The following is a 17513-nucleotide window of genomic DNA, read 5'->3' on the forward strand; positions in this document are numbered from 1 at the left end:
TTTTAGATTTCTCGACTGCGTTTCACTCCGCTCGAAATGACGATCGCAAACAATTTAATAAGCGTTAAATTTTGATTGACAGACCAAAAGGAGTTTCCGTGCTTTCTGTGTTTCCGTGGCAAAAAATCACAATAAACGCAAAAATGGTGAATGTTTCCACTCGCCATTTCATTATTATTTAAATCACCTTTTATCGGTGTAATCCCTCAATCTGTGTAATCAATCTTTAGCAGTATTGTTCAAAAGCACCAATCAGGTTATCAGCAATCATTTGTGCCGGACGGCCTTCAATCTGGTGACGTTCGATCATGTGAACCAATTTACCATCTTTAAACAAAGCCATTGCTGGTGAAGATGGAGGGAACGGCATCATGTAATTTCTAGCCTGATCTACCGCTTCTTTTTCCATTCCTGCAAAAACAGTAACCAATTTATCAGGGTGTTTTTCGTGTGCTGCTGCTGTTCTAGCCGCCGGACGTGCATTTGCTGCTGCGCAACCGCAAACCGAATTTACCACCACCAACACAGTCCCTTCGCCTTTAATAGCTTGATCTACATCTTCTGCGTTTTTTAATTCTTGAAAACCTACGTTAGTTAATTCCTTACGCATTGGCTCTACTAAATATTCTGGATACATTATCTTAGTTTTTTATTTACAATTTCAATGCTACAAAAATAAGAAAATCGAATGGCATGCACCATCCGATTTATATTTTTAAGGTAAAATTAATTAACTACTTCATACCCTTTATAAAATCATCAAATAGCTGAGGATTAGCTATTGCACCTGCTATTATCAATACTACGATTACTATGAAAAGTAAACTTAAAATTGTAGCAATCATTCCACAGATTTTACCTGCTTTAGCATTTTTATACGATGATTCGGTATACAAACTTGGGTTAAGCTGATATTTTTTCATATCACCTGCTCCTAATATCCAGGCAATTACACCAAATATTAACCCAAATATGCCATAAAAGCAACATGCGGGTATAGCTATAATACCCAATACTAGCGAAGCTGTAGCGTTTGGCAGGTTCTGCTGACCAAAACCTCCTCCCCCAAACTGTCCAAATGGTGGTGGTTGCTGAAATGGCGGCGGGGTTACCGGTCCATTACCTAAAGGCTGAAACGGCGCAGGTTCTGGATTTTGATCTTTTGAAAGATCAATAGGTTTATTTTCTTGAAGGTTTTCCTGTTCTTCTGACATAGTTATATTTAGATCAATTGGTGAGTGTATATTTTGTAAATGTAATTGATTAAAATAATTACTGCAACTCCTGCAAAAACGATTTTTATCAGCTGTGCCCCAAACATAAAATCGGCCTTAAGGTGAACAATGGTAAATACCACGACAAAAATAAGTGGAATTGTTGCAGGATAAAACTTAATGGAAGCCATTAAATCGCCCCGAAATAAAGCCAGAACCGAACGCTGCAAGCCGCAGCCTGGGCAATCAAATCCAAAATGGGCTCTAAACGGGCAGGTAAAAAGATGCTCACCTATCCAATCCAGAAAACTATGTTGCCGTTGAGCCATCAATATTGCCAATAAATTTCACTTGCCCATCTTTCCATGCTTTATATTTTTCCAGATCTTTAAGCACTTGCCTATACACCAGGTTTAAGATGTAGATATCATCAACAAAGCCTAAAACTGGCACAAAATCAGGGATTACATCTATAGGCGAAAGGAAATAAATCAGCCCTCCTAAAATGGCAATAATAGATCTTTTAGGGATTTCGGTATAATCGCCGTTCACATAATCTTTAGATACGGCAAACAACAATACCAGCTTCGCCCAAACCCCTTCCAAATCACTTTTATTGGTTACCGCCTTACCAAGTGCGTCTTTAATCGTATTGTTGGCTTTGGTTTTATCACTTAAGATCACCGAAGCTTTGCTTTGCGATTTCTTAAAGAACCCAAGTATTTTCTCTCTATTCAATTTCATAATTAATACTTTACAAATTAACGGCCAAAAGCATCATAATTGTCTTCCGCGTATTTGGTAAAACGATCTAATAACTTAATATTTTTATTTTCTATCGAGGTTAAATCATTATCAACGTTGTTTTTAACGGGAACATACCATTCTACAGGATCGAAAAAATTTCTAAAAGTTTGTTTTTTAAAGGCATAACCATGCCTGGCGAAAATGGTATTTTTAATAATCTGTAAGTCTAATTTCCTTAAATTCTTTACATCTTCTTCCTTCAGTAGAACGGTTGATGCATTCAATTTAAATATTTGTTCAGAAGCACTTCGGTAAAAAGTATTGGCTCCCAATGAATCAATTGTTCCATCTTCAAGGGTATCTAAACTTTCTACCATTTTGTGGTCGCTCCAGTCTACATATTCCATTTCTGTTGGCAGCATACGGTTTGCATTATATTCGAAAGCTTTTTTTAATAATTTAAATTCTTTCTCAGGCCATTTCAGCTCCTTTTTATAAGCGTTCCACTTGCCGATCAGCGTATCGCCAACAAGGGTAATTTCAAATTTCCCATCGTATTTATCAGTACCAGGTTCATCCAGAATGAAGGTAATTTTACCACCATCTTCTGATATTTTGCCCAATAGCGGGCGGCTGTTGCCTGAAACTACACTTTGTGCAATTACGGTATCTTTGGTTATTTTTTTAATATTGATATTCAGTTTTTTAACCGCATCCGACATATCTCCTTCATATTCTAACTCATCTGTTGTGTAAAAATCGCCAACCCAAAACCCATAAAGTTCTTTGTGAATTTCCTGCTGCGCAATGCCTGTTACTTTTTCTTTTTTCGTTTTTTTGGTATCTCTGCATGAAAGCATCAAAAAGGGAATCAGAGCGAATAATAAGATTTTTTTCATCGATATGTATATATGTTAAAGTCAAATAATTTTCTTTTTGATCAGCCACTCGGCGATTAACAAATTGGGTATCCAGCCTAACCAGGCGATAATCTGGTAAACATCCATGGGGGCTGGGTGAAATAAATATACTAAAATAACTTTCCATAGCCTTAATGTTATCGCAGAAGTTGCCAAAGCAAAACTGCGGTACATAAACTTTTTATGGGCTATTATTTTTCTGCTTAATATCAACTGGACCGCCTTTAGGGTAAACCAGAACCACGAAATTCCTAAAATAATAAATGAGGTTTTAGCTATTAATCCGCCATTTGCAAACCAGCCAATAAAAATACCAGACGGCGCGGCAAGTAACAATACGAAGCCCGCATACAAGTAGCCCAACCATTTATGTACTTTGGGATATTTAGCTAAAATTTTAGGATTAAACTGTGTAAAACCAGCCAGCAGTACAAATATGGCACTGTAAACGTGCACATAAAATATAGGCAGATAGGCTTTGATCCCTGATACTTCGGTTTGTTTAATCTGCAGAAAAGACACTTCACTGCTCAGCGGAATATAACGTAGGGTAATCTGCCCCATTAACACAAAGAAATAGGCAAAAAACAATAGCCAGGCTACGCGTTTATAGCTGATGATTTTCATTTATTCTGTTAAACAGTAATAACTCATGATCCTAAGAATAAAAAGATGAGGATGTTTTTCATGATTGAGCAGCGTTATTCTTCGATTATTGATAGAAATTCATCGATTGTTAGAATATTAACTTTAGGAAATTCTATTTGTTTTAATATTTTAAAATGATGGTCATTTGTTATAATGTAATCAGCATTACTACAGACATAGGCATCTACATACTTATTATCATCTAAATCAGATAAAATCAGTTTCCACTCAAAATATATGTCAACTTTTTCTACATTTTTAAGATTTAGCAACAACTCAGCGATATTGCTTGCTACAAGAAAATTTGTTTTTTGTTCTAAAATTTCGACGTATTCTGAAAGAATGTCGTTGCTAATTACTGTGTGAAAATATCCACTAATTAAAGCATCAAAAATCGGCCTATATTTTGATTTTTTAGGAATTGAGACAAGAAGTACATTAATATCTAGTACAACTTTCATTAATCTTATTTTTTTCTTAGATGTTCATTCTTCCAAGATTCAATTGTACTTTCATCCCAATTTTTCTCATCCCAGAGTTTATCCATTTCATCCGATGCCGATTTTGCGAAATATTTGGTCAACATTTCTTTAATATCATTCAATTGATTATCGGATAAATTATATTGAAATAATTTTAATAGCTCTAGCTGAACATTTGTCAATTTCCCTGTCGCTTCCATATTTTTCATTGTGAACTAAAACAAATATAATCAATAATATGCTAAGATGATTTCATCATCTCCAAAATATCATCTACATATTTTCGCTCATTGGCTAAACGTGGTACTTTATGCTGTCCGCCGAGTTTATCTTTTGCTTTTAACCAATTATAAAAGGTATTGGCAGGCGCATTATGCACTTTGGGGCGGGCTAAAGCCATATCCTTAAAACGTTTGGCATCATAATCAGAGTTCACCTCGCGGAGTGTATTGTCCATAACATCAACAAATTTCTCAAAATCATTCGGCTGTTTATCAAATTCTATGATCCACTCGTGCCCACCAGCTTTTTCATCTTTAAAGTAAATAGGTCCGGCGGTATAATCTTTAATTTCGGCACCGGTTTCCTGACAAGCTTTGGTTAAGGCCTGTTCTGCATTATCAATAATCACTTCTTCGCCAAAGGCATTAATGAAATGTTTGGTACGCCCGGTAATTTTAATGCGGTAAGGAGAAAGAGAAGTAAATTGAATGGTATCACCAATCATATAACGCCATAAACCACCGTTTGTAGAAATAACAATGGCGTAATTTTTATGCAATTCAACTTCACCCAGCATCAATGCCTTTGGATTTTCTTCACAGATATTCTCCATCGGCACAAATTCATAGAAAATACCATAATCCAGCATCAGTAACATTTCTTCTGAGTTATCCTGATCCTGAATGCCGAAAAATCCTTCGGAGGCATTATAAGTTTCCAGATAGTACATTTCATCGGATGGGATGAGCTGTTTAAACTGCTCACGATAAGGTGCGAAGTTTACCGCACCGTGGATATACAATTCGAGGTTTGGCCAAACCTCCAGTAAATTCTGCTTCCCGGTAAGTTCGAGCACCTTTTTGGCCAGTACAATAGTCCAGGTGGGTACGCCCGAAATGCTGGTTACATTTTCATTGATGGTGGCTTCAGCCATTCTATCCATCTTGATTTCGTAATTGTCCATCAAAGCAATAGACATATCGGGCGTTCGGTAATATTCAGCCCAGATGGGAAGATTTTTAATCAATACGGCAGATAAATCGCCATAAAAACAATCTTCGTTTAACTGATTAACCTGATGGCTGCCACCTAAAACCAAACCTTTCCCGGTAAACATCTGGTTATCGGGACGGTTATTACAGTAAATGGAAAGCATATCTTTACCACCTTTAAAATGGCATTCCTCTAACGATTCCGGAGAAACAGGAATAAACTTACTCCTATCACTTGTGGTACCTGATGATTTTGCAAACCATTTGATATCAGACGGCCAGAGAATATTCTGTTCGCCATTAAGCATGCGCTCAATATAAGGTTTTAAGGTATCGTAATTTTGGATCGGAACACGCTCCTGGTATTGTTGTGGAGTTAAGATTGATTTATAATCGTACAGTTTGCCCCATTCGGTATTTTCGGCACTATCAATCAGGGTATGGAACCACTCTTCCTGAACATCGTACGGATATTTCATAAAAAGCTCGATCTGGTGGATCCGCTTTTTCATTAACCAGGTAAAAATTGAATTTACAAATGCCATATTAAAAAATAAACAGCTGATTTTTACCACAGATGTTGACAGATAAACACAAATACTGTTGTTTTTGTTGCAACAATAATCTGATCTCTTTACCTGAAATAGTTTTATCTGTGTTTATGATCTTTATTCCTGAAAACCGGGACAAGAATTGGTTAATATTAAACATCAAATTTCTTACGTTTCAGCACAAAGTTCGACCCAAGATAAACTTTTCTTACCATCTCGTTCTCAGCTAATACTTCAGGAACACCCTGTTCCAAAATTTTACCTTCAAAAAGCAGGTATGCCCTATCGGTAATGGAAAGTGTTTCCTGTACGTTGTGATCGGTAATTAAGATTCCTATATTTTTATGTTTCAGTTTGGCTACAATACTTTGGATTTCTTCTACCGCAATTGGGTCTACCCCTGCAAAAGGTTCATCTAATAAGATAAAATTAGGGTTGGCGGCTAAAGCACGCGCAATTTCGGTACGGCGACGTTCACCTCCCGATAATAAATCGCCACGGTTTTTACGCACTTTATGCAAGCTAAACTCGTTAATTAGTTCTTCGAGTTTATCACGCTGTTCTTCCTTGGTCAATTTGCTCATTTCCAAAATGGCCAGGATATTATCCTCAACAGTAAGTTTTCTAAAAACAGATGCTTCTTGAGCCAGATAACCGATCCCTTTTTGTGCCCTTCGGTACATCGGATCTTCGGTAATATCTTCTTCCTCTAAAAAGATACGGCCTTCATTTGGCTTGATCAGCCCCACAATCATGTAAAATGAAGTTGTTTTTCCGGCTCCATTGGGGCCCAAAAGACCAACAATTTCTCCTTGACTTACATTGAAGGAAACATTGTTTACAACGGTACGCTGTTTATATTTTTTAACGAGATTTTCGGCTCTTAATATCATATATTGATTGCTATCCTTGGTCTGTCACATTGAGCTTGTCGAAATGTCCTTCGACGGGCTCAGGATGACACCTTGGAAATAGTTAATTAACTTTTATTCCTTTAATATTTAACTGCAAACGTTTCTTATCTCTCCATACGTTTTCTTCTAACGTATAACAAACCGAAAATGGCACTTTTGGTTGTAAAAGATTTTCAAATTCGGCCAATCCGAATGCAATGCCTTCAAAAATAGGCGAATTTTGTTGTTTTATATTAATTTTTAAATGATTTGCGCCAACAGCCATGGCGTGCTGTGCGAGATATACGTTATGGGTAACAAATATAGGAGCCATATTTTCTGGGCCAAAGGGTCCCATTTGCGATAAAACGCGATAGAATTTACCATCTATCTGCGCCAGTTCGATTTCAGCATCAATCCTGATCATCGGTGTAAGGAGTTCTTCTGTGATACTGGCCGATACAATTTCTTCAAATTTATCAGCAAGGGCATCTACATTGTGTTGCTGCATAGTTAAACCTGCTGCAAATTTATGTCCACCATATTGATCCAATAAATCGGCACAACCGCTTAAAGCTTCGTATAAATCAAAACCAACCACCGATCGGCAAGAACCTGCTACATGTCCGTTAGATTTCGTTAATACAATTGTTGGGCGATAATACTTTTCAGTTAAACGCGAAGCTACGATTCCGATTACCCCCTTATGCCAGTTTTCGTTAAATACAACGGTAGTTTTTTTGTTGATCAGGATATCACTTTCCCCAATTAAAGCCAATGCCTCGCGGGTAATGTCCTGATCGTAGGTTTTACGCTCTGTATTTTTAAGGTTTATTAGTTCGCTTTGCTCCAATGCGTTTCCATCTACCTGGCAAAGCAACATGGCAACTGCATGTTTAGCATGGTCTATCCTTCCGGCGGCATTAATGCGCGGGCCTAATGTAAAAACCACATCGGTAATGCTGTAGTTTTCGGTTTTACCCGACACTTCCATCAGGGCACGCAGACCTTCGCATGGATTGGTATTTAATTTTTTTAAGCCATAATAGGCTAAAATCCTATTCTCGCCCACTACCGGAACAATATCAGCAGCGATGCTTACCATCACTAAATCTAAATATTGCAGGTAAGTTTCTTTCGGAAGCTGATGTTTTTGCGCATAAGCTTGCGCAAGTTTAAAGCCAATACCGCAGCCTGCAAGTTCTTTAAAAGGGTATTCACAGTCTGAACGTTTAGGATCTAAAACAGCAATGGCTTGAGGCAGTTCATCTCCGGGTAAATGGTGATCGCAGATAATGAAATCGACACCTAAATTGTTGGCGTAATCAATTTTATCGATAGATTTTATTCCACAATCTAAGGCAATAATTAAAGAGAACCCATTTTCACTGGCATAATCAATCCCCGCGGTAGAAATGCCATACCCTTCCAGATAGCGATCGGGAATATAATATTCGATGTTTTTAGTGAGCTGCGAAAAGAAACTGAAGGCCAGTGCAACCGAAGTTGTACCGTCTACATCATAATCGCCATAGATCAGTATTTTTTCGTGATTGGACAATGCAGTTTCAATGCGGGCTATAGCAACATCCATATCCTTCATTAAAAAAGGATCATGAAGATGGTCAAGATCTGGCCTGAAGAAATCTTTGGCCTGATCGAAATCACAAATATTCCGTTGTACGAGTATTTGTGCAAGTGAGCGATCTATATTAAGTTGTTCTGCTATTTTTGTTATCGCAGCATCATTGCAATCTGATGCCAGTACCCATCTTTTTTCCATTTATTCTGTCTCCGAACAGTAAATATACATTTTAATTGGATATGATGGAGGCAATATCTAATGGGTTGACGAACAAGACCTTTAAAAACAAAAAGTTAAATTTTACTTGGAATTTCCGGGATACTCTTGATAAAGCTTGATCAGATGTGCCTTTTGGCTTGCATATTTTGCATCATCAATTAAATTTACACGTTCAGCCGGATCCCACGATAAATTGTACAGCTCAGTAAGTTCTTTATCGCCTTTTTTGGTAATCCTCAGTTTCCAGTCGCCATCTTTTACGCCTTCTAAAACGTAATTATGATAGTAGATTGGGCGGTGCGGTTTATCGTAATTTTTGGTTGTAAGCAAAGCTGAAACCGATTCTCCATCATACACTTTTTGAGGTAATTTGCTTTTTGTCCACTCGGCCAGTGTAGGAAAAACATCCAGATTTGAAATGGGCTTGGTTAACTGGGTATTATTAAGTGTATGGCCTTTCCAATATACAATAAAGGGAACACGGTGTCCGCCTTCATAAGAAATACCTTTCGATCCTCTAAAAACTCCAGCTGAGCCCACATGGTAAAACCTGGTAAAACCATCGTCGTACATGCGTTGTGGCGCATTAATCCAGGGACCATTATCACTGGTGAAGATAAAAATGGTATTATCTGCCTGCCCGGAAGCGACTACCTGTTTCCAGATTGCAGCTAAACCGGCATCCATATCTTCAATCACGTCGCCCAGTTCGCCACCTGCCGAAGGTATTCTTCGGCTTTTTTGTGCCGCAAAGGCAACAGGTAAGTGTGGCATGTTTTGCGCCAGGTACAGGAAAAACGGTTTCTTAGCTGCGGCACTTTGTTTGATAAATTTGATCGATTCGCGGGTGTAAGAACTGGTTAAAATACTATCGTGCGGTTTGTAAATTTCTGGTTTATTATTTCTGAAAACTTTAATCGTGGTATCCGTTTTTACGTAAGGCGCTCTATAATCGTGACTATACAAAAGACCATAAAATTCATCAAAACCCTTTTTATTAGGTAGCGAAACACCATGATCGCCCAAATGCCACTTTCCAACTAAAGCAGTAGCATAGCCTGATTGTTTAAGCATCTGCGCAATGGTAATTTCATCTTCAGGTATGCCACGTTTATCGCCCGGGCCTATTGGCCATGGCAAATCCATCCTGCTACAGTATCTTCCTGTTAGCAATGATGCTCTTGATGGTGTACAGGTTGGTGAAGTGGTAACAAAGTTTGTGGCTTTAATCCCATTCGCAGCCATTCCATCTAAAAACGGCGTCTTAATCAGCGGACTTCCATAACATGAAATATCGGCATAACCCATATCATCAGCCAATACGATAATTACGTTGGGTTTTTGCTGTGCTTTTAACTGTGTAGAAAAACTTATAGCCAGCAGAAAAATTAAGATTCGGAGATTCATGCTGGAAATTTAAGCATCATATTTTACAAAAAAAGGAAGTATCCAAGCTTTTACCAAAACAAATACTCAAGTTTAGATTGTTACCTTTGTTTATAGATTATTCTTAATTTAACATCTTTCATTAATAGTTAAATCTTTGCCAATGCTTTCTAAAAACTTGCTATCCGAAATTAAAGAAAAATCAGATCTGCTTAATTCCTTAAAGCCTTTAAGCCCTGAAAATCAAGCCAAACTTGATAAGAAGTTTCGTTTAGAATTTAATTTTAATTCCAATCATTTAGAAGGCAATACCCTAACTTATGGCGAAACTGAATTATTGTTAATTTTTGATCAAACAGAAGGAACGCACGATTATCGTGAGTATCAGGAAATGCAGGCACATGATGTTGCTTTACGCATGATCCAAGAAGAAGCAGCCGAAACAGAAAGACCTTTATTGGAAAATTTCATAAGAGATTTAAATGCAAAAATCTTGGTTAAACCATTTTGGAAAGATGCCATCACTGCAGATGGACAAGATACGCGTAAACAAATCATACCAGGTGAATATAAAAAAACACCAAATTCGGTAAGACTTTCTAACGGAGAAATTTTTAGTTATTCTGCTCCAGGTGATGTGCAAAAAGAAATGGCCGAACTTGTTGCCTGGTTCAATGAAAACAACGGAACAGAAGATCCTGTACTTTTAGCAGCACTGTTACATTACCGATTTGTGCGGATCCATCCTTTCGATGATGGTAATGGCAGAACCGCGAGACTTTTAATGAATTATGTTTTTGCTAAAAATAATCTGCCTTTAGTCATTATTAAAAGTGCAGCTAAAAAAGATTATCTGGCTGCATTAAACCGTGCAGATACTGGAGATTTAAGTACTTTTGTTGAATATATTGGAAATCAGCTTTTATGGAGTTTAGATTTGAGCATTAAAGCAGCTAAAGGAGAAGATATCGATGAGGATGATGATTTAGATAAGGAATTGGAATTATTGAAACAGGAACTTAACCAAGTCCCGAATGAATTTGAGCAAGAAAAAACTTATTCGGATGTTGCAAACGTTATGGAAAACAGTATTATCCCCTTGTTTCTCGAGCTTAATTCAAAAATTGACAAAATAAAAGATCTATTTGTAAAAGCGGAATGTAATATACAAATCTCACATGTTAAGCCAAATGGATATCATGATCAATTATTTTTCACGTCAGATGACTTTTTGTTTGGAAGTTCTTTCAAGGCTTACGAAATACAAGCAGCAATTATAAATTTTAATTGTACTGCTCTTAAGAAAACAATAAGACATAAAGACATAAATTATACTTTACAGATTGATTTTGATGGCTATAATTATAGAATTTCAAATAAATTCAAAAATGAAGAGTTAATCATTTTACCTTATAAAACTTTCTTATCAAAACACAACATTGATAGTATCGTTAAAGTAGTAGTTTCATATGTCATAGATGAAATCAAATCAGCAACAAATCTTAACATATAAATTTATACATTTTGCTAGTTCATACCCTATTCGAAGGCACCTATTCAGTTGATGCGTCAAAGAAATTTGTTCCTTTCGACCCTGCCATACATCATTTTAAAGATAGACCCGCATCACTATTTGTTAGCGTTCAGCCTTTTTTAGTCGAGCTGAAGAATGATTTGATACTTTTTGATACAGGTTTGGGGTTTAGTGATGACCATGGTGAATTGATTTTACATAAAAATATCCGCAATGCGGGTTTCGACCCGACTGATGTAACCAAGGTTTTAATGTCACATTTACATTACGACCACTCCGGAGGAATGATCCATAAACAGGGGAATGATAAAGTCGAACTGAGTTTCCCTGATGCAGAATATGTAATTAACCGTGGTGAGTGGGAAACGGCATTTAGCAGCACTTCATCTTCTTACCATACCGATATTTTCGATTTTGTTCAGCGTAACGCTCAATTAAAATTTGTAGAGGGCGATGGCGCATTAGATGAAACCACTGCTTTCGAATTTACAGGCGCACACTGCCCCAATCACCAGGTTTTCCTTTTAACAGAAGGCAAACAGAAAATATTTTTTGGAGGTGACGTACTGCCTGAACCTGAAGAGCTGGTTAAAAACTTTATAGCCAAATATGATTTCGATGGCCGCAAGGCAATGGAACTGCGTAAAGAATTTGGAAAACGAGCAGCTGAAGAAAACTGGGAATGTTTATTTTACCATGGCAAAAGTGCCGCAACCGGTTTTGTTGATGCTGTTGAGGGCGGATTTAGGATTAGGTAGGTTTAGGGTTTAGGGTTTAGGGTTTAGGGTTTAGGGTTTAGGGGAAAACAGACCTATAATGGATTTAGTATACTTGAGGCTAAAAAGGCGATTTATTATTTTTCTTAAATCGTGGTTGGCTAAAGCCGAACCACAATGAAATTCATCGTCACCTGATTTACTTACCAATCATTCATTGTTGCCTGCTTCAGCTGGCACAAAAAAAGCCTCGACACATGCCGAGGCTTTTCTTTTTCCGAGACGGAAATAATTATTTTTTAGCTACTAATTTAACAGCTAATTCAAAGTTATCATCGATTGCTTTGTCGCCAATGCTGTCGAAGAATGATTTAGAACCATATTTGATGTCATATTTAGTTCTGTCAACAACGATTTTACCAGCCAAAGCTGAAGCTGTACCATCTGCATTAACCGTTACAGTTGCAGGGAAGCTTAATGGTTTAGTAATACCTTTGATGGTTAAATTACCTGATACCGTTACATTAGCACCTGAACCGACCACTTTAGTAATTACGAAGGTTGAAGTTGGGAATTTAGCTGTACCGAAGAAATCATCTGCTTTTAAGTGACCTTCTAATTTAGCGCTGCCATCAGCATCTTTAATTGAAGCCATATCAATCACAAATGTACCACCAGTTACATTTTTACCGTTAACGGCTAAAGTACCTGATTGTAACGCTACAGTTCCGTTGTGAGAACCTGTTACTTTTTTACCAACCCAAGTGATGGTCGATTTTGCTGCATCTACAGTATAAGTTACTGGTTTAGTAGGGTTTTTAAAAGCTGACAAGGCTACTACTGCTACTAATAAAAAAATTGAGCTAATTTTTAATTTCATTTTCTGGTTTTTTAAAATTTGATACAAATATAGATTAACTGCCGATCTCTTGTTATTGACCTATGTTAAGTTTTTTCAAAAGTAATCGGATTTATTTAAAATCATTCTATTGACTGCACAATTGTAGTGAAGGTTTAATTTGTTTACTTTTTAATGTGAAATATAGAAAGGTAGAAGGCTGAAGGTTTAAGGCATAAGGTTTTCCGTTCTAGAAAAAATAATATCATATCTTTAAAAAATTAAAATCCAGACCCATTCATGAAAAATAAATTTTACGCTGCTCTGTACCTACTATGCTTATTTTTTACCTTAACCGGATGCAACTTTAATAGCGCTTACCTCAATCGCGAGGAAGATAAAAAAGATGCAGAGAAAGTAGCAGATCAATTTTACGCTTTGGTTGAGAAAAATGATTTGAAAAATCTAAGCCCTCTTCTTAGCGATCAATTTAAAGCAACAACCAGCACACAAAAATTAAATGACTATTTAACCGGGGCTGTAAACAAGCTAGGTGAAATAAAAAACAAAAAGTTAGATCACTGGGAAACGAAAGTAATCAGAGGCTCAAATCCATCTGCAAAGTATGTACTATATTATGTTGTAGAAAGAGCAAAATTTCAAGCAAAAGAAACAGTTACCTTAACTGCAGAAAACGACCAGATTAAAGTTTTAGGTTATAATGTTAATTCTGAAGGTTTATTTAAATAGGAAGAAACCTTGATCTATAAAAGGCATTGAAATCGGGCAACTAAAGCATGGCTAAGAAAAATTTACCAGACAAGTTAAAAAATGGCATTGAAGCACTTTCGGGTATTTCGATGGATGATGTTCGTGTCCACTTCAATTCGGATAAACCTGCACAATTGGCTGCTTTGGCCTACGCACAGGGTATTGACATCCATTTAGCATCGGGCCAGGAAGAACATTTACCGCACGAAGCATGGCATGTAGTACAACAAACACAAGGCAGGGTTAAAGCAAGCACTCAGCTCAAATCTAATGAAGTTATTACTGATGATTCTGGCCTGGAAAAAGAAGCTGACAAAATGGGGGCAAAAGCAGCTGATCTTTAAGGATAGATTGAATAATTGAATCGCTCTCTCGACCTATTACTTTACACTTCAAACCCCTTCATTCCTAAACCTGACAGCAGCGAAAATCCTTTTTGTTTGCACTTACAGTAAAAGATTGCTTCGTCGTTCCTCCTCGCAATGACGATGTAACGAGAGCAGAAACCACAAAAAGATTGAAGCGAATGGCAGGGTTGCAGCCTCAGATGGAAAGTGACATTCGTTTCCAAAAAAAAATGCTTTGTATCTTCCATTGATATATTCATAAGAAAAATCGTCATCTCGACTGAAACGCAGTGGAATGGAGAGATCTATCTTGAGATAGATTTCTCGACTTCGCTGCACTCCGCTCGAAATGACGATATCGCGAGAGAAGATCTCTTCTTAACTTCAACAACGTTCAGCGTAACAATCACAAAAAAAAGGTTTAAGATTTTCTGCTGTATGCTTTACGCACCCTGCAAAAAACCTTAAACCCTCTACCTTCCCGCCTTCTACCTTACTAAGGTACGATCTCTTCTAAATAACTCTCTATCGGCGGACAAGCACAAATCAATGCCCTGTCACCATGGCTATCGTTAACACGACTAACTGAAGGCCAGAACTTGCGTTCTAACACATAAGGGAGTGGAAAAGCAGCTGTTTGACGGCTATAAGCATGATCCCATTCGTTAGCCGTAATTACCGAAACCGTATGAGGCGCATTTTTTAATGGGTTATCTATTTTATCTAATATACCGTTTTCTACAGCGGTAATTTCGTTTTTAATCGCGATTAAGGCATCACAGAAACGGTCTAATTCATGTTTAGGCTCCGATTCTGTAGGTTCAACCATCAACGTACCCGCAACCGGAAACGAAACCGTTGGTGCGTGAAAACCGTAATCCATTAAACGTTTGGCAATATCGGTAACTTCGATTCCGAACGCTTTAAACGAACGGCAATCTAAGATCATCTCGTGTGCACAACGTCCCTGAGCACCTGAATAAAGTACTGGGTAGTGTTGCTCTAAACGCGCTTTCATATAGTTTGCGTTTAAAATTGCATATTTAGTGGCATTAGTTAAACCTTCAGCACCCATCATCGCAATATAAGCATGAGAGATGATCAAGATCGAAGCCGAGCCCCAAGGTGCAGATGAAACTGCAGAAATTGATTTTCCTTTATCAATATCAACCACAGTATGACCAGGAAGATAAGGAACCAGGTGTTTGGCAACACCGATCGGGCCCATACCAGGACCGCCACCACCATGAGGGATACAGAATGTTTTGTGCAAGTTTAAGTGACAAACATCGGCACCGATATTAGCCGGACTTGTTAAACCAACCTGCGCATTCATGTTTGCACCATCCATATATACCTGTCCACCGTTAGCGTGAATGGTTTCGCAGATTTCGATAATACTTTCTTCAAATACCCCGTGAGTAGATGGATAAGTTACCATCAAACACGATAAGTTGTCTTTGTGTAATTCTGCTTTTGCCTTTAAATCTTCAACATCGATGTTACCGTTTTCTAAAGATTTAACTACAACAATTTTCATATCGGCCATTGCCGCAGAAGCAGGGTTTGTTCCATGTGCCGAAGCAGGAATTAACGCTACGTTACGGTGGAAATCGCCTCTATCATGGTGATAAGCGCGGATAACCATTAAACCAGCATATTCGCCCTGAGCACCAGCATTTGGCTGTAAACTCATCGCAGCGAAACCGGTAATTTCACTTAACCATTTATCCAGTTCGTTAAAAACAGAATAATAACCTAATACCTGATCGGCAGGGGCAAACGGATGGATGCGGCCGAAGTGAGACCAGGTAACCGGGATCATTTCTGCTGTTGCATTTAATTTCATGGTACAGCTACCCAAAGCAATCATCGAGTGGCAAAGCGATAAATCTTTAGCTTCTAATGATTTGATGTAACGCAACATTTCATGTTCTGAATGGTGCAGATTAAAGATTGGGTGTGTTAAATAAGCAGAAGTACGTTGTAATGTAGCTGGAATAACGGTTTCTACATTTTCTACCACTTCAACCTGATCTGCTGCGATAGCTTTGACTTTAGCAAATATTTTAGCAATTAAAGCTACATCTTCGAAAGTGCTGGTTTCATCGAACGAAATGGTTGCTACGTTACCAACATAGTTTAAGTTGATTTCGTTATCGATACATCCTGAATGGATACCGCCTTTTAAATCGCCTAAATCGAAACGAATCGTATCGAAATAAGCAGCATTTAACTGCTCAAAACCTAAACCCTTTAAGGTAGAGGCTAAACTAATGGCCAAACCATGCGTACGTTCTGCAATTGCTTTTAATCCTTTCGGACCGTGGTAAGCAGCATAAAAACCAGCCATAATGGCCAATAATGCCTGTGCAGTACAGATGTTTGATGTTGCTTTATCTCTACGGATATGCTGCTCGCGCGTTTGCAAAGCCATACGTAAAGCATAATCGCCATGGCTATCAATGGTTACACCAATGATACGACCCGGGATATTACGTTTATATTCTTCTTTAGTTGCAAAAAATGCAGCATGTGGCCCACCAAAACCCATTGGTATACCTAAACGCTGTGTAGTACCAACTACTACATCAGCTCCCCACTCGCCCGGAGGCGTTAATAAGGTTAAGCTTAAAATATCGGCAACTACCGTTAATTTAATATTCTGGTTGTGCAACGCTGATGCAAAGTCTTTGTAATCGAAAACCTCACCGTTTCCTGCCGGATACTGAACAATTGCACCAAAGAAATCTTCAGTAGCTACTAAATCTAAATGACTTCCAATAACCAGCTCAATGCCATAAGGATTAGCACGTGTTTTTAAAATATCGATTGTTTGAGGGAAAAGCAATTCTGAAACGAAGAACTTTTTAGCTGCCTGATTTTTACGCAAGCTGTATTGCATAAACATCGCCTCGGCAGCAGCAGTACCTTCATCCAATAAAGATGCGTTGGCAATTTCCATTCCGGTTAAATCGATAACCATGGTTTGGAAATTTAACAAAGCCTGTAAACGACCTTGAGCAATTTCTGCCTGGTATGGCGTATATTGTGTGTACCATCCTGGGTTTTCGAATACGTTACGTAAAATTACACCTGGGGTAATGGTATCATAATAACCTTGACCGATAAAGCTTTTGAAAACTTTATTCAACAATGAAGTTTGTTTTAAAGCACCAAGATATTCAGTTTCTGATTTCGCTGCAGGCAAGTTTAAAGGCTGTTTTAACCTAATTGTTGTCGGAACAGTTTGTTCAATCAGCTCATCAATAGAATTTACGCCAACAGCTTGCAACATTTCGGCTGTATCTGCCTCATTTGGTGCAATATGACGATTTTGAAAATCTTCCTTGTAATGGATATTTAAGCTCATGCGGTATGAATAATAAATTTGCGTGCAAAGGTAGCAAAAACGAAGCTGTATTTCACTATCAATCAGTGTAAAAAA

The 17513-nt window shown here is 37.8% G+C and carries 18 protein-coding genes; 4 read left to right on the top strand and 14 right to left on the bottom strand.

The features are described from left to right. Positions 1-226 precede the first annotated feature (226 nt). From QF042_RS23870 to QF042_RS23925, 12 genes are all read right to left on the bottom strand, one after another. Positions 227-637 carry a BrxA/BrxB family bacilliredoxin gene (locus QF042_RS23870; protein WP_307532658.1) on the bottom strand — a complete coding sequence of 137 codons (411 nt, stop codon included), beginning with the start codon at positions 635-637 and terminating at the stop codon, positions 227-229. A 97-nt stretch (positions 638-734) separates the two neighbouring features. After that, positions 735-1214 (bottom strand): CCC motif membrane protein, encoded by a 480-nt coding sequence (locus tag QF042_RS23875; RefSeq protein WP_307532659.1) that lies wholly within the window; start codon positions 1212-1214, stop codon positions 735-737. A gap of 8 nt (positions 1215-1222) precedes the next feature. After that, entirely contained in the window at positions 1223-1543 is a 321-nt protein-coding gene (locus tag QF042_RS23880) for a DUF2752 domain-containing protein (RefSeq protein WP_307532660.1), read from the bottom strand. Continuing rightward, complete coding sequence (locus QF042_RS23885; RefSeq protein ID WP_307532661.1) at positions 1524-1958, bottom strand: YkvA family protein; 435 nt, start codon at positions 1956-1958, stop codon at positions 1524-1526. Before QF042_RS23885 ends, QF042_RS23880 begins: the two co-directional genes overlap by 20 nt. Positions 1959-1975: 17 nt before the next feature. Next, entirely contained in the window at positions 1976-2860 is an 885-nt protein-coding gene (locus QF042_RS23890; RefSeq protein ID WP_307532662.1) for a YARHG domain-containing protein, read from the bottom strand. A gap of 21 nt (positions 2861-2881) precedes the next feature. After that, on the bottom strand, positions 2882-3508 hold the full coding sequence (locus QF042_RS23895) for a DUF2306 domain-containing protein (protein ID WP_307532663.1): 627 nt from the start codon (positions 3506-3508) through the stop codon (positions 2882-2884). A 74-nt stretch (positions 3509-3582) separates the two neighbouring features. Continuing rightward, positions 3583-3990: a putative toxin-antitoxin system toxin component, PIN family gene (locus tag QF042_RS23900; RefSeq protein ID WP_307532664.1), complete on the bottom strand. Its 408-nt coding sequence runs from the start codon at positions 3988-3990 to the stop codon at positions 3583-3585. 5 nt (positions 3991-3995) lie between these two features. Next, entirely contained in the window at positions 3996-4220 is a 225-nt protein-coding gene (locus QF042_RS23905; RefSeq protein ID WP_307532665.1) for a hypothetical protein, read from the bottom strand. 32 nt (positions 4221-4252) lie between these two features. Beyond that, entirely contained in the window at positions 4253-5770 is a 1518-nt protein-coding gene (locus QF042_RS23910) for a GH3 auxin-responsive promoter family protein (RefSeq protein ID WP_307532666.1), read from the bottom strand. A gap of 158 nt (positions 5771-5928) precedes the next feature. Next, positions 5929-6669, bottom strand: coding sequence for an LPS export ABC transporter ATP-binding protein (lptB, locus tag QF042_RS23915; protein WP_057931148.1), 741 nt, complete (start codon positions 6667-6669; stop codon positions 5929-5931). Between the two features lie 82 nt (positions 6670-6751). After that, entirely contained in the window at positions 6752-8452 is a 1701-nt protein-coding gene (recJ, locus tag QF042_RS23920) for a single-stranded-DNA-specific exonuclease RecJ (protein ID WP_307532667.1), read from the bottom strand. Between the two features lie 102 nt (positions 8453-8554). Then, a complete protein-coding gene (locus QF042_RS23925) occupies positions 8555-9880 on the bottom strand; it encodes a sulfatase-like hydrolase/transferase (RefSeq protein ID WP_307532668.1) in 1326 nt (441 codons plus the stop codon). Positions 9881-10022: 142 nt separating this feature from the next. Between QF042_RS23925 and QF042_RS23930 the strand changes: the two genes are divergently transcribed. Further along, complete coding sequence (locus QF042_RS23930; RefSeq protein ID WP_307532669.1) at positions 10023-11372, top strand: Fic family protein; 1350 nt, start codon at positions 10023-10025, stop codon at positions 11370-11372. 11 nt (positions 11373-11383) lie between these two features. After that, complete coding sequence (locus QF042_RS23935; RefSeq protein ID WP_307532670.1) at positions 11384-12151, top strand: MBL fold metallo-hydrolase; 768 nt, start codon at positions 11384-11386, stop codon at positions 12149-12151. 250 nt (positions 12152-12401) lie between these two features. Here QF042_RS23935 and QF042_RS23940 read toward each other — a convergent pair whose 3' ends face one another. Then, entirely contained in the window at positions 12402-12989 is a 588-nt protein-coding gene (locus QF042_RS23940; protein ID WP_307532671.1) for a YceI family protein, read from the bottom strand. Positions 12990-13247: 258 nt separating this feature from the next. Here QF042_RS23940 and QF042_RS23945 point away from each other — a divergent pair, with 258 nt between their 5' ends. Next, on the top strand, positions 13248-13697 hold the full coding sequence (locus QF042_RS23945; protein WP_307532672.1) for a hypothetical protein: 450 nt from the start codon (positions 13248-13250) through the stop codon (positions 13695-13697). A 47-nt stretch (positions 13698-13744) separates the two neighbouring features. Then, positions 13745-14062, top strand: a complete 318-nt coding sequence (locus QF042_RS23950) for a DUF4157 domain-containing protein (RefSeq protein ID WP_307532673.1) — start codon at positions 13745-13747, stop codon at positions 14060-14062. Positions 14063-14561: 499 nt separating this feature from the next. Here the strand turns inward: QF042_RS23950 and gcvP are convergent, their stop codons facing one another. Further along, entirely contained in the window at positions 14562-17438 is a 2877-nt protein-coding gene (gene gcvP / locus QF042_RS23955) for an aminomethyl-transferring glycine dehydrogenase (RefSeq protein ID WP_307532674.1), read from the bottom strand. Between the last annotated feature and the right edge of the window lie 75 nt (positions 17439-17513).

The organism is Pedobacter sp. W3I1 (assembly GCF_030816015.1).
In the GTDB taxonomy this organism is placed as follows: domain Bacteria; phylum Bacteroidota; class Bacteroidia; order Sphingobacteriales; family Sphingobacteriaceae; genus Pedobacter.

Bases quoted from the DNA above. Each gene is read 5' to 3' on its own strand.
- QF042_RS23900 (WP_307532664.1), bottom strand. From the start codon at position 3,990: ATGAAAGTTGTACTAGATATTAATGTACTTCTTGTCTCAATTCCTAAA.
- recJ (WP_307532667.1), bottom strand. From the start codon at position 8,452: ATGGAAAAAAGATGGGTACTGGCATCAGATTGCAATGATGCTGCGATA.
- QF042_RS23870 (WP_307532658.1), bottom strand. From the start codon at position 637: ATGTATCCAGAATATTTAGTAGAGCCAATGCGTAAGGAATTAACTAAC.
- QF042_RS23925 (WP_307532668.1), bottom strand. From the start codon at position 9,880: ATGAATCTCCGAATCTTAATTTTTCTGCTGGCTATAAGTTTTTCTACA.
- QF042_RS23880 (WP_307532660.1), bottom strand. From the start codon at position 1,543: ATGGCTCAACGGCAACATAGTTTTCTGGATTGGATAGGTGAGCATCTT.
- QF042_RS23950 (WP_307532673.1), top strand. From the start codon at position 13,745: ATGGCTAAGAAAAATTTACCAGACAAGTTAAAAAATGGCATTGAAGCA.
- QF042_RS23940 (WP_307532671.1), bottom strand. From the start codon at position 12,989: ATGAAATTAAAAATTAGCTCAATTTTTTTATTAGTAGCAGTAGTAGCC.
- QF042_RS23875 (WP_307532659.1), bottom strand. From the start codon at position 1,214: ATGTCAGAAGAACAGGAAAACCTTCAAGAAAATAAACCTATTGATCTT.
- QF042_RS23930 (WP_307532669.1), top strand. From the start codon at position 10,023: ATGCTTTCTAAAAACTTGCTATCCGAAATTAAAGAAAAATCAGATCTG.
- QF042_RS23885 (WP_307532661.1), bottom strand. From the start codon at position 1,958: ATGAAATTGAATAGAGAGAAAATACTTGGGTTCTTTAAGAAATCGCAA.
- QF042_RS23895 (WP_307532663.1), bottom strand. From the start codon at position 3,508: ATGAAAATCATCAGCTATAAACGCGTAGCCTGGCTATTGTTTTTTGCC.
- lptB (WP_057931148.1), bottom strand. From the start codon at position 6,669: ATGATATTAAGAGCCGAAAATCTCGTTAAAAAATATAAACAGCGTACC.
- QF042_RS23945 (WP_307532672.1), top strand. From the start codon at position 13,248: ATGAAAAATAAATTTTACGCTGCTCTGTACCTACTATGCTTATTTTTT.
- gcvP (WP_307532674.1), bottom strand. From the start codon at position 17,438: ATGAGCTTAAATATCCATTACAAGGAAGATTTTCAAAATCGTCATATT.
- QF042_RS23910 (WP_307532666.1), bottom strand. From the start codon at position 5,770: ATGGCATTTGTAAATTCAATTTTTACCTGGTTAATGAAAAAGCGGATC.
- QF042_RS23890 (WP_307532662.1), bottom strand. From the start codon at position 2,860: ATGAAAAAAATCTTATTATTCGCTCTGATTCCCTTTTTGATGCTTTCA.
- QF042_RS23905 (WP_307532665.1), bottom strand. From the start codon at position 4,220: ATGAAAAATATGGAAGCGACAGGGAAATTGACAAATGTTCAGCTAGAG.